Genomic DNA, 12,182 nt, shown 5'->3' on the forward strand with positions numbered 1-12,182 from the left:
AGAGCCTTTTCCGATTATCGAGACGGAAGGGTGGGGTAGCCTTGATCCGTGCCGGTATAGGCGCGTTCGCTCCACAGCAGGGCTTTGCTCAGCGGATTTTTGGCAGCCTCGATGATACCGCCCACGAACAGGATGTGGTTTGCGGCGTCGATGGAACCGACAAGTTCGCAATCCATGGATAACAGCGCATCGGCAAGCCTCGGGCTTCCTGATGGCCAGGTATCCCAGTCTCCGATGCTGAACCGGTCCGGGTGATTTGCCTTTCCCGCAAAGGCATCGGCAATCTCCTCCTGTCCTCCGGCCAGTGCCGCAACGGAAAATCGCCTGCTCGCGGCGATGAGATCGACCATGCGGCTGCTGGCGTCGATGGAGATCATCAGCAGCGGCGGTTCCGCGCTGAGCGGCATGAAGGAGGTGATTGTTCGCCCGATCCGCTCGCCGGCATGGGCGGCCGTGGCTACGGCCACGGTGAAGGCAAGGCCGGCCATCGAATCCTTGAATTCACGCGGGGAGATCATCGGAGACGCGCAGGCTTTCAGCGGAATATGCGCGTGATTGACGACGCCGCCGGCGATCAGCCTGAAATTATGAGACATGACGTGCCGGGCTAACCGCCCGCTCCCGGATTTTTCGAAAAAATGGATAGTTTTGCCGCAGCGCCATTCATGATGTCGGCATTGTCAGGCGGTGACCTTTTCTCGTGCACCCGTGGCCAGATGCCGGAATAGTGGCGATTGAGGTCGAGCCAGGCATGCAGTCCGGCTTCGGTATCCGGCCGGATCGCGGCGGCGGGACATTGCCCCTCGCAGATCCCGCAGTCGATGCACTGATCGGGATGAATGACGAGCATGTTCTCACCTTCGTAGAAACACTCGACCGGACAGACTTCCACGCAGTCCATATATTTGTAGGCGATGCAGTTTTCGGTGACGACATAGGGCATTGAGACGCTCGAAGGGAGTTGCAGCCGGACGGCGGCTGTCCGGCTGCGCCTGATCCGGCCAGCCGCACAGGGCAGCGGGACCGGCCGGATCGGTGGGGCTCAAATCAAAGGCGGGCGGCAACCGCCTGCCAGTTCACCAGCTTGTCGAGGAAGTTTTCGAGGTAAGCGGGGCGCTTGTTGCGGAAATCGATATAATAGCTGTGTTCCCAGACATCGCAGCCGAGAAGCGCCTTCTGCCCGAAGCACAGCGGATTGACCCCGTTTTCGGTGCGGGTGATCTTCAGCGAACCATCGGTGTCCACCACCAGCCACGCCCAGCCCGAGCCGAACTGGGAAGCGCCGGCGAGCGCGAAATTCTGTTTGAACAACGCGATCGAGCCGAAGGACTGCGTCAAGGCCTCTTCCAGCACCTTCGGGATCGCGTGGTTTTCCGGCCCCATGATTTCCCAGAACAGATTGTGGTTCCAGTGCTGGGAGGCATTGTTGAAGATGCCGGATTGCGCCACCGCGCCCTTCTCATAGGCGCCACGGACGATCTCTTCGAGGCTCCTGTTTTCCCATTCGGTGCCTGATATCGCCTTGTTGAGATTATCGACATAGGCCTTGTGATGAAGATCATGATGGAACTTCAGCGTCTCCTCGGACATGCCCGAGGGGGCGAGCGCATCATGGGCGTAAGGGAGGTCGGGAAGCTGGAAAGCCATGGAGTATCCTTTGTCACTGTTTGCTCAAGAGCATGGGAAAAGCCTTGCGAAAACAAGGTGACACCACTTCTAGGACCTCAACCATGGTTCAGGTCAAGAGGTTTTTTTAAAGACCACGCGACGCTGGCGAGCAAGCGGGAAGAAAGCGCTTTTGGATTCGGTAGAGTGGCTCCGGCAGAGCAGAGCCACTATGCTCCATCGGTCTTAATGGCCTCTGCAACTGCCGTTCTGCTTGATATTTTGGGAGCGACTGCGCAGCATGGCTTCCGTTATCGATGAGAGGGAGAAATTCATGGCGAGAGCCGTTGGAATTGGCGGTGTGTTCTTCCGGGCGGCGGATCCAGCCGGCCTGGCCGAATGGTATCAGAGACATCTCGGCATCGACAATCTGCACATATCCGTATGGCGACAGGAGGCCGGGATGACGATTTTTGGGCCTTTCGCCAGAGACAGCGATTATTTCGGCCGTGTTGAACAGCAATGGATGATCAATTTTCGGGTGGATGATCTCGATGCCCTCATCGCGAAGATGACGGCCGAAGGTATAGAGGTTGAAACTCGGGCCGAATGGGATTCGGAGGTCGGACGTTTCGCCAGGATACATGACCCGGAAGGCAATCCGGTGGAATTGTGGGAGCCCGCTCAGAGCTGACGACGTTTGTGCTCACCACGTATGGAGCCGGACGGTAAGTGCCTCCCTAGCGCGACAGTTGACGCCGGATTGATGGCTGCGCCCTTTCGAAATTTGCTTTCGAGGAAGAGGCTCTCAGATTGGGCAAACCCAATCCTGACCCGGGAGATTCCGATCATTGCCGGACGCGTTCCACCATCTCAATCCAATCGCTTACTTGCCTTGCGGCAAGATCGACGCCCTCAAAGCCCGAGGAACTTGAAGGGTTTGGTGTCCTTCAGGCTCTCATTCGCCATGCCCGAATAGATATGGATTTGATTGGGGCCGAGGTCGAGTTTCTTGACCGCACCGGTTTCTTTCGAGAGATCGAGTTTCGTCATGTCGATCCAGAAAATGTTCGGCGTCAGCGCCGATTCGAAGAAATAGAGTTTGCGTTTGTGATCTATCACCGTGCGCCAGCGGGTCGAGGAAATATTCGGCTGGTCCGGCGTGGTGATGCCGTAGGGAACGGAGACGTTGCGGATGACGCTGAAGACGCTCGCGATGGCTTCGACAGGGTTCTCGCTCTTGGGAATGGCATTGGCGTAGAAAGAGGCGCGGGCAAACCGGTCCGATGCGCGGTTGGTGCCCGGCAGCATGACAGTACCGCCGATCTGCTTCCAATATTCGTTGAGCGCCAGTTGGTGGTCGAAGATCGGCGAATTGGTCATCACCTGATACTGACGGCCGTGATGGATGACCTGCTTGCCATCGATGTATTCAACGATTGCGCTGTCGCCGCTCGCATCCGAAAGGGAAAGGTGCAAGGTCGCCAGGCGTTCTTCGCCCGGCACATTGTCGGTCACGATGGTGAAGGGGTTCTTCTCTAGTGCGCTGACCGCCTCTTCGACGGTCGCGAAATTATCGAGCACATATTGCGCCCAGGCGGCGATCGACAGGCCCGGCGTTTTTCCGTCATAAGCGGGGTAACTCGATTCGACCAGCCAGAGGACGTTTGCAGCAAGTCCGGCTTCATTCATGCCGTCTGTCGTGGATACAGCGTATGATAGAAAATCGGACTTGTTGGCGAGAGTCAAACAAGCTTAGCTACGGGCGATTAATTGGGGAGAAAGCATTGCTAAAATTATCAGTTTTTGCGGCCGTTATGGCTTTTTCCGCAACCGCAGCCGCAGGTGCGGACAACGTAGCTTCCACGCCCGCAAAGGTTGATGACAGCACCGACTGGGCGTTTCAGGCCACGGGTTATCTATGGGCGACTGGTTTGAATGGCAACGTATCGCCGTTCCAGCGTGCACCGACGCTCCATGTGGAAAAATCCTTTTCAGATGTCATGGATGATCTAAATTTCGGTGGGTTTCTCAACATCTGGGGGCGTTACGACCGTTTCGTCCTTTCCGGCGATTTGATGTACGTCGATACCACCGACAGTAAGGCGGCCGGTCCGTTGCCGGCGCTGCAAATTCCGGGTTTACCAACCTTGCCGGCCGGTGCCGCCATCGATGCAAATGTGGACACACAGGAATTCATGGCGACCCTTCAGGCAGGTTACCGAGTCATCGATGCTGACGGATGGTCCCTCGACGCGCTTGCCGGTGCGCGCTTCTGGCACATTTCCAATGACGTTGCGGTAACCGCCAGCCATCCCTTGATTGGAAGCGCCTCCGCCAGTCATAGGGAGAGTTTCGGCTGGATCGATCCCGTCATCGGAGTGCGCGCCTTTTTCAGCCTGACGGACAAGCTGTCCGTTCAGGGGCAGGTGGATATCGGTGGTTTTGGAGCGGGATCAGATCTTACCTGGTCAGCGCTCGCAACGGTCAACTACATCTTTACCGACACATTGTCGGTCTCGGCGGGCTACAAGGTGCTCGATGTGGATTACTCACACGATGGTTATGTTTTTGATTCCCGGCTGAGTGGACCGGTTGTCGGGTTGACCTACCGGTTCTGACCCTTTGCCCACGGAGTGGCCTTGACACGAACCCCTTGGAGTCTAGACGGGTCTCGTGTTCATTAGGGAGTTATAGACATGAAAACGCTGGCAGCCGTTTCGGCATTTGTAGGCAAGACCTTTGCCCTCTGGGTCATCCTGTTTGCCGTGCTCGGCTTCTTTTTTCCGGATACGTTCAAGCAGATCGCACCGTGGATCGTCACGCTCCTGTCGATCATCATGTTCGGCATGGGGCTGACGCTTTCGGTCGATGACTTCAGGGAGGTCGTCAAAAGGCCGTTCGATGTGACGATCGGCGTGCTCGGCCAGTTTCTTATCATGCCGCTTCTGGCGGTGCTGCTTACCCGGATCATTCCCATGCCGCCGGAAGTCGCGGCCGGCGTCATTCTGGTCGGCTGCTGCCCGGGCGGCACGTCTTCCAATGTCATGACCTATCTCTCCAAGGGCGACGTCGCCTTGTCCGTTGCTTGCACCTCGGTCACCACGCTTGCCGCGCCGCTGGTGACGCCGTTCCTCGTCTGGCTGTTCGCGAGCCAGTTCCTGCCGGTTGACGGCTGGGCGATGTTCCTCAGCATCGTCAAGGTCGTTCTGGTTCCGCTTGCTCTCGGCGCCGCCCTGCAGAAGCTGCTGCCCGGTTTCGTCAAGGCCGCCGTTCCGGCATTGCCACTCGTCAGCGTCATCGGCATCGTGCTCATCGTTTCGGCGGTGGTGGGAGGATCCAAGGCGTCTATCGCCCAGTCCGGGCTGATGATTTTTGCCGTCGTGGTACTGCATAACGGGCTTGGTTATCTCATCGGTTATCTCGCGGCAAAGGCAACGGGCCTTTCGCTTGCCAAACGCAAGGCCATCGCGATTGAGGTGGGCATGCAGAATTCGGGCCTCGGCGCGGCACTTGCCACGGCCTATTTCTCGCCTCTCGCGGCGGTTCCGAGCGCTATTTTCAGCGTCTGGCACAATATTTCCGGTGCAATCCTGGCGAACTGGTTTTCGGGCCGGGTGGAAGCGGGCTCCGGAAACAAAGCCGCCTGAGGCTCCGCATTTGTCAGGCCGCCTGCAGTTCAGGCGGCCTGACCCGCCTTAGAGCGGCATAGTTTGACGTGTTACGGCCGGCGGATTGAGACGGGCAAAGCCCGCCTGCCGCTGATACGGGAAATGCGGATAGGGAGCAGTCGTCTCGCTGGCCTCGTCCAGCCGCGCCACCTGTGCGGGTGTCAGCTCCCATCCCACGGCATCGAGGTTCTGGCGAAGCTGTTCCTCATTGCGTGCGCCGACAATGACAGTGGCAACGGTGGGCCGTCTGAGCAGCCAGTTGAGCGCGATCTGCGGCACGGTTCTGCCGGTTTCTTCGGCGATAGCGTCGAGCGCATCGATCACGCGGTAGAGACGCTCATCATCCACCGGCGGGCCGAAACTGGCGGTCTCGTGCAGCCGGCTCCCTTCGGGCAGCGGTGCGCCGCGGCGGATTTTTCCGGTCAACCGCCCCCAGCCTAGCGGGCTCCAGACCATCGCGCCAAGGCCCTGGTCCGCGCCGAGCGGCATCAGATCCCATTCGTAGTCCCGGCCAATAAGGGAATAATAGACCTGATTGACCACATGACGCGGCCAGCCATATCGGTCCGCGACGGCGAGCGATTTCATGATCTGCCAGCCTGAAAAATTCGAAACGCCAGTATATCGCACCTTGCCGGAGCGGACGAGGGTATCGAGCGTCGACAATACTTCCTCAACCGGTGTGAAGGCGTCGAAGGCGTGGAGCTGAAGAATGTCGATGTAGTCGGTCTGGAGACGGCGCAGGGCGTCATCCACCGCGCGCAGCAGCCGGGAGCGGGACGATCCGGCCTCATTCGGCCCGTCGCCCATCGGCAGGCTGGTCTTGGTTGAAATCAGAACGCTGTCGCGCCTGCCTTTGATGGCCTCGCCGAGAACCTCCTCCGATGCCCCATTGGAATAGACATCGGCCGTATCGAACAGGTTGACGCCGGCTTCGAGACAGATGTCGATCAGGCGCCGGGCTTCCGCAGCATCCGAATTGCCCCAGTTGCTGAAGAGTGGGCCGGAGCCGCCGAAAGTTCCGGTGCCGAAACTCAAAACCGGCACTTTCAGGCCGGATTTGCCGAGATAGCGATATTCCATGGGGTGTTCCTTTGTTGCTTCGGCATGGTTCGAGGCCGGGCGCCTGGTGGCGCCGTGCCTCCCATCCCTTCGTGATCTGGCAGACGAAGATTGTGATGTGTTTCAATCGCTGTCTGAAGATAGACGCTGGCTCTTCAATGAAATAGAATGCCGAAAATAATATCACTTGTGAGATGAAGTCATCATGGCGCGACTTGAGATTAACCGGGCAGGGGAGATGGAAATCTTCGTGCGGGTGGTTGAACTCGGAGGTTTTTCCCGTGCGGCCGCGGCGGCGAACATGACGCCTTCAGCGGTGAGCAAGCTTATCGCACGGCTGGAAGGTCGCCTGGGCGCGCGCCTGCTCATCCGCTCCACCCGGCAGCTTCAGATAACGCCGGAGGGCTGCGCTTTTTACGAAAGGGCCACCCGCATCCTCGCCGATCTCGAAGAGGCCGAGCGTGCCGCCGGCTTGGGCGAACAGCCTGTCGGCCGCGTGCGGATCAACACCAGCGCTTCTTATGCAACGCATATTCTTGCGCCCATCCTGCCGCGCTTTCTGGCGCTTCATCCTGATATCACGCTCGATATCGTCCAGACCGATCAGGTGGTCGACCTCGTTGCAGAGCGCATGGATGTCGCGGTGCGCGCCGGGCCGCTCAAAAGCTCAAGCCTCGTTGCCCGCAAACTCGGCGAGACAAGGATGATCATCACCGCCGCCCCTGACTATCTGGAGCGCTGCGGTGTGCCGCAAACAATCGCCGATCTGGAAGATCACAATCGCCTCGGATTTGGTTATGCCCGGTCAGTCGACGGGTGGCCGTTGCGGGACGAGGAAAAGACCGTCCTCATCCCGGCGACGGGACGTGTGCAGGTGAGCGATGGCGAAGGCCTTCGCCGTCTGGCGCTTGCCGGCGTCGGGCTGGTGCGCCTTGCCGCTTTCACCGTGAGGGACGATATCGCCGCCGGCCGGCTGATCCCCGTGCTTAATCATCTCGATACGGGTGAAACGGAGATGTTTCATGCCGTCTATGTCGGCCAGCGCGGGCCGCTTCCCTCACGCATCCGGGCGCTGCTCGATTTTCTGGGCGAATATGGGCGGGTGAAGTGACCTTCCGGAGGCATTGGAAAGCGCGACCAGGATGAAGCAGCAGGGGGACCCAAAAACTGGGGGAACGCCTATGGTCTCGGACCGGACAGCGAGAAAGCACCAACCGATTTCAGCGTGATCTGCGTCTCGCCGGCAAGTGTGCTTGGTATCGCACCGCAGAGACTGCCCGTCGTCACGACATTGCCGGCCTTGAGCATGTCGCCCTTGTTGAATGCCGCATTGGCAAAGGCGACCAGTGGCGCGAGCGGATCACCATTGGGATGTTTTACCGTGGCGTCGAACAGCTGCACCGACCCCTCGGTAACGGTAAGCTGCGGCAGGTTCTCACCATTTCCGGCAAAGACGTCCACGATGCCTCTATCCACTTCCGGGCCGATGACGAAGCCATGGTTGGCGAGGCGATCCGCGAGAAAGAGCGGAAAAGGCACCTGATTTTTCTCCACGAGCCTGTAGCGGAGAAGTTCCACACCAAGGTGGACCTTGTCGATATATCCTGTCAGGTCGTCCCTGGTCAGCGGCCCCGCTGCCGCAGGGGGGATATCGGCGGAAAGCGTAAAGCAGATTTCGACCTCGAGGCCTTCGGTGCCATCTTCAGGAAAAGAAGCGGCATCGGTTTCATCGACCCCAACGCAATCGAACATGGGCGCCCCGATGGCCTCACCATCCGGGCGGATCGCCAGTTTCCAGCCGGCAACCGGTTTTGCCCATTTTTCAGCAAAAGCCTGCTGGACCGCCATAGCCTCCTCAAGGTCACCGGGAATGAGACCCTCCGCCTGCAACGCCGCCAGAGTGACTTTTGCACCCTCGCGGCTCGCTTTTGCGAAGTTTTCCGCCAGTGTTTTGATACCTGTCATAGTCTCGATGTTCCTTGGTGAGCGTAATCGCCGAATGCTGTCACGATTTCACGCTTTCTGTCGCGACCGTCGCTGTGCACAACTATTACAACGGCTCGGAGAGCACGCGCAGCTCCCGTCCTGACTGACATCATCAGTTCGGGTTGAGTGCCTCGATTTTTGGTTGCATCGATCTACCACCCTTTAACAGTGACCTAAGAACTCGTTTAGCTGGAAGCTCTATATACGAGAACGACAGAATAGAAATGACTGTGGCGACGCCGAAAAATGCCACAGCGACTACCGGCGAGTAGAATACGCTTTTATCGTATCCTAATCGAAATGCGGTGAGCACGAACAAGCACTGAAGCGGGAAGTGCCATAGATAGACCGAATAACTCACGTCACCCAGCCATTCGAATAAGCGACTCCTAGGCTGGTAGCGCAGATTCAATGCGGTCACAGCAACGATACCGATGGGAAAGGCGACCGTATCAAGTAGGAACTTCTTTGTCTCGGGAACTAAAATAAGGACGGCCCAGCATATGATTGCTGCGATTGCAAACGGAACGATAGCCCGATTCCCAAATCGTTGTTTTCCTTTTCTGAAAGCAACGAATAGAAGTCCTGCGAGATAGAATTGCGTTAGTCCGCTCGCAACCTTGAAAGCCGACGCCGGAAGTAAATACCCAAGGATTAACAGGCTGGCGAAAAAAAGATAGCGAGCTTTTCCAAGTATGCATCCGAAAGCAAAGGTAATGTAGAGCAGGATTTCAACGGAAATCGACCATACTGGTCCATTGAAAGACCATCCGTCTTCGAACCCCCAGGCTGACACCATGAAGATGTTCAGTACGGCATGATAGGCGTCATAGAACGGATAGACAAAATAGCTTCCTGTCTCGCCGCGAACGAACAATTGAACAATGAAGACCGCAAAAAACGTGACGATGTACAGCGGATAAATCCTGCTGAACCTATCGACGGCGAATGCCGCCAATGACATCTTTTTCGATACCAGCTTCTCTTCAGCTAACCAGAAGAAAATCACGCCAGAGAGAGCAAAAAAGAGCGGGACGGCCCGCCAGCCTTCCCGATAGAAGACGGATACGGCTTGGTAAAACGGCTGACCTTCCGTAGAGAACGGACCCGGTGTTGTCCCATTGAAGAAAAAGTGCTGCCAGTGCCAGAAAATAACGGCGAATGCCGCGATGCCTCGCAGGCCGTCAAGGAAACTCAGCCGGGTTATCTTGGACGTGTCACTCATATTGCAAGCCATAGGCAATTTCATATCGCTTCGCAATCTGTCTTCATGTGCACCGCGGTCGATAACGTAACCCGATATCCATAGCCCATATTCTGAAAAACTTTGGCGGCTCGTGGGGACCAAAGTGCGTCCAAATCTGTTTACTCGCCTCTAGCGGACAGAAGTTAATTCGAGCGGCATTTCCGCCCGAATTTGTTCATTGATCAGGCGACGTCCGCGTCAAATTGGATGTTGTGAAGCCGCTTATAAAGGCCGTCGTTCGCCAGCAACTCACGCCGGCTGCCTTGTTCGACAACTTCGCCATTATCCATCACGACGATCTTGTCGGCACGATTGATGGTGGAGAGACGGTGGGCAATGACAATAGAGGTCTTGTTGAGAGTCAGACGCTCAAGCGCATCGCGCACGAGAGACTCGGATTCGGAATCCAGTGCACTCGTCGCTTCATCGAGGATCAGGATATCCGCGTCTCGAAGCATTGCGCGAGCAATGGCCACGCGTTGGCGCTGACCGCCCGATAGGCCGGATCCGTTTTCACCGAGCCTGGTTTCGTATCCGTCCTGCATCTTCATAATGAAGTCATGCGCATTTGCGGCCTTGGCTGCAGCGATGATCTCTTCCTCTGTCGCATTGTCGCGACCGACGGAGATGTTGTGCTTAATCGTCCCGGAAAAAAGGAAGGTTTCCTGACCGACATACGAAACATGTTCACGCAGGCTAGCAAAGGAAACATCGCGGAGATCCGTACCGTTGATTTCAACAGAACCGTTCTGCGGGTCGTAAAGACGCATCATGAGGTTGATGATAGTCGACTTGCCACTGCCGGATGGGCCGACCAGCGCAGTCATCTTGCCGCCTTCGAACAGAACGCTGACGTCCCTAAGAACGGGTTGGCCGGAAACATATTCGAAGCTGACGTTCTTAAGTTCAACGTCGCCGCTTGCCTTCGGGAGCGGTACGGCGTCCTTTTTCTCGGCGAGAGTCAATGGGGCATCCAGCACTTCAAACATCATGCGAACGCCAATCATTCCGCCCTCGATCTGTACTCTCATACGGGCAAGACGTTTTGCGGGTTCGTAAGCGAGGAGCAATGCCGTGATAAATGCCATCAGATCCCCTGGCGAGCCGCCTTTTTCAAGGACAGTGTAACCGGAGATAGCTATGACAGCTGCAATCGCAAGGCCAGACAATGTTTCCATGATGGGGCTTGTCGCTGCTTCCAGCTTCGCAATGCCGTTGGCACGCTGTTCGACGTCCGACACCGCCTTGTTCATGCGCTGGCGCATCAGCTTCTCCAGGGAGAACGCCTTGATCACACGAACGCCGATGCTAGTTTCCTGCACGACATTGACGATTTCGCCGAGTGAAGCGAGTTCCGCCTCCATGATCTTGCGGACACGGCGCAGAACCAGGCGCACGCTGAAAATCGCAAGCGGGCCAATAATCATGGAAATAGCACTCAAAAGGAAATTTTGAGCGAACATCACGACGATCAATCCGAGAAGCGAGAAAAGGTCTCGGACGAACGACGTGACAATCGTATCTATGACGCTGCGAGCGGATTGAGCATTATAGGTAACACGGACGAGCAATTCAGAGGACGGCAAATTCTGAAAGAAGGAAACCCCTTGTTTCAAAAGCCTGTCATAAATCTTGCGTTGCTGTTCAGCAACAATGCTGTTGCCAGCCTTGCTCAGATAATAACTCTGTACAAAAGTCGCGAGTCCTTTGACTATAAAGATGACTGCGACGGCAACTGCAATTTCGAGAACGACGTTGAAACCCTGTTTCAGATAAACGCTATTGACGATATCACGCATGATCCATGCGCTGAGAGACGTCATACCGGCGACTACAAGCATAGCCGCGATTGCAGCAGAGTACCAGCCAACGTGCTTTTTGAAATTTTCTTTAAAAAGTCGCGTCAGCAACTTCTTGTCGTTTGGCGACAAAAACGATCCGATCACAGAAACATCCTTATTTGACGTCGACGCTCACACAGATTTTCAATCGCACAATCAGGAGCATGTTGTTATGCGGGATGGCTTTTAAGGTTCCAATCACTGCCGTGCCAAGCTCGATGATATTTATCACGCAATTTTGGTGAAACGCGTGAAAAAGGTTCTGCCGAACTGCAGAGCCTCTTCAACTAATTTTAAACGACGCCAATAAGCCTAGGGCTTCAAAGTGTCAACATTGCGTAGTGTTGGAACCACAGTATGAACATGACTCTGGCCGGGTGCTCCTGAAAAATGTCCTCGTTGGTGCAGGCCAACTCCGGCTTTGATAATGGGAACGACTAAGGGGTTGATAAGTGCAGGTCAGATCTACATTTGCATTTCTGCTCGTATTGAATAGCCCCGAGTTTCGTAGACACCCTCGGGTTAGATTTTCTGCTGCTTCTCGAACTCGACGGGCGACAGCATCCCGTTCCTGACGTGTTTGCGTTTCGGGTTGTAGAACATTTCGATGTAGTCGAACACGTCCTGGCGTGCTTCATCGCGTGAACGGTAGACTTTGCGCCGTATCCGCTCTCGCTTCAGAAGATTGAAGAAGCTCTCGGCCACCGCATTGTCATGGCAGTTGCCGCGTCGGCTCATCGAGTGAACCAGATTGTGGTGCCTGAGGAACGA

General features: G+C 56.3%; 12 protein-coding genes and 1 pseudogene. 4 read left to right on the top strand and 9 right to left on the bottom strand.

Features of this window, described 5'->3' with window-relative positions; genetic code table 11:
- Positions 1-14 precede the first annotated feature (14 nt).
- The 3 genes from CFB10_RS22385 to CFB10_RS22395 all read right to left on the bottom strand — a co-directional run bounded on the left by CFB10_RS22385 (position 15) and on the right by CFB10_RS22395 (position 1,647).
- Complete coding sequence (locus tag CFB10_RS22385; RefSeq protein WP_020008914.1) at positions 15-596, bottom strand: flavin reductase family protein; 582 nt, start codon at positions 594-596, stop codon at positions 15-17.
- An 11-nt stretch (positions 597-607) separates the two neighbouring features.
- Positions 608-943, bottom strand: a complete 336-nt coding sequence (fdxA, locus tag CFB10_RS22390) for a ferredoxin FdxA (RefSeq protein ID WP_020008913.1) — start codon at positions 941-943, stop codon at positions 608-610.
- Positions 944-1,047: 104 nt separating this feature from the next.
- Positions 1,048-1,647 (bottom strand): superoxide dismutase, encoded by a 600-nt coding sequence (locus tag CFB10_RS22395; RefSeq protein WP_020008912.1) that lies wholly within the window; start codon positions 1,645-1,647, stop codon positions 1,048-1,050.
- A 292-nt stretch (positions 1,648-1,939) separates the two neighbouring features.
- On the opposite strand from CFB10_RS22395, the gene CFB10_RS22400 reads away from it, so the two are divergent.
- Positions 1,940-2,299 carry a VOC family protein gene (locus CFB10_RS22400; RefSeq protein ID WP_026363340.1) on the top strand — a complete coding sequence of 120 codons (360 nt, stop codon included), beginning with the start codon at positions 1,940-1,942 and terminating at the stop codon, positions 2,297-2,299.
- 221 nt (positions 2,300-2,520) lie between these two features.
- On the opposite strand, the pseudogene CFB10_RS22405 reads toward CFB10_RS22400, so the two are convergent.
- A pseudogene (locus tag CFB10_RS22405) lies at positions 2,521-3,321 on the bottom strand (linear amide C-N hydrolase); the annotation flags it as partial.
- Between the two features lie 101 nt (positions 3,322-3,422).
- On the opposite strand from CFB10_RS22405, the gene CFB10_RS22410 reads away from it, so the two are divergent.
- Both CFB10_RS22410 and CFB10_RS22415 read left to right on the top strand, forming a co-directional pair.
- The gene (locus CFB10_RS22410) at positions 3,423-4,226 is read left to right on the top strand and encodes a hypothetical protein (RefSeq protein WP_020008909.1); all 804 of its coding nucleotides are present in this window, start codon (positions 3,423-3,425) and stop codon (positions 4,224-4,226) included.
- Positions 4,227-4,304: 78 nt separating this feature from the next.
- Positions 4,305-5,255 (top strand): bile acid:sodium symporter family protein, encoded by a 951-nt coding sequence (locus tag CFB10_RS22415; RefSeq protein ID WP_020008908.1) that lies wholly within the window; start codon positions 4,305-4,307, stop codon positions 5,253-5,255.
- 48 nt (positions 5,256-5,303) lie between these two features.
- Here CFB10_RS22415 and CFB10_RS22420 read toward each other — a convergent pair whose 3' ends face one another.
- Positions 5,304-6,359, bottom strand: a complete 1,056-nt coding sequence (locus CFB10_RS22420) for an aldo/keto reductase (protein WP_020008907.1) — start codon at positions 6,357-6,359, stop codon at positions 5,304-5,306.
- Positions 6,360-6,543: 184 nt separating this feature from the next.
- On the opposite strand from CFB10_RS22420, the gene CFB10_RS22425 reads away from it, so the two are divergent.
- A complete protein-coding gene (locus CFB10_RS22425) occupies positions 6,544-7,449 on the top strand; it encodes a LysR family transcriptional regulator (protein ID WP_026363339.1) in 906 nt (301 codons plus the stop codon).
- 68 nt (positions 7,450-7,517) lie between these two features.
- Here the strand turns inward: CFB10_RS22425 and CFB10_RS22430 are convergent, their stop codons facing one another.
- The 4 genes from CFB10_RS22430 to CFB10_RS22445 all read right to left on the bottom strand — a co-directional run.
- Positions 7,518-8,303 (bottom strand): 2-keto-4-pentenoate hydratase, encoded by a 786-nt coding sequence (locus CFB10_RS22430; RefSeq protein ID WP_020008905.1) that lies wholly within the window; start codon positions 8,301-8,303, stop codon positions 7,518-7,520.
- A 133-nt stretch (positions 8,304-8,436) separates the two neighbouring features.
- Positions 8,437-9,549, bottom strand: a complete 1,113-nt coding sequence (locus CFB10_RS22435; RefSeq protein WP_026363338.1) for an acyltransferase — start codon at positions 9,547-9,549, stop codon at positions 8,437-8,439.
- 203 nt (positions 9,550-9,752) lie between these two features.
- The gene (locus tag CFB10_RS22440; protein ID WP_026363337.1) at positions 9,753-11,516 is read right to left on the bottom strand and encodes an ABC transporter ATP-binding protein; all 1,764 of its coding nucleotides are present in this window, start codon (positions 11,514-11,516) and stop codon (positions 9,753-9,755) included.
- Between the two features lie 417 nt (positions 11,517-11,933).
- On the bottom strand, positions 11,934-12,182 hold a 249-nt coding region (locus CFB10_RS22445; RefSeq protein ID WP_141097745.1), incomplete at its 5' end, for an IS3 family transposase.

Source organism: Agrobacterium sp. 719_389 (genome assembly GCF_900188475.1).
GTDB lineage: Bacteria > Pseudomonadota > Alphaproteobacteria > Rhizobiales > Rhizobiaceae > Agrobacterium > Agrobacterium radiobacter.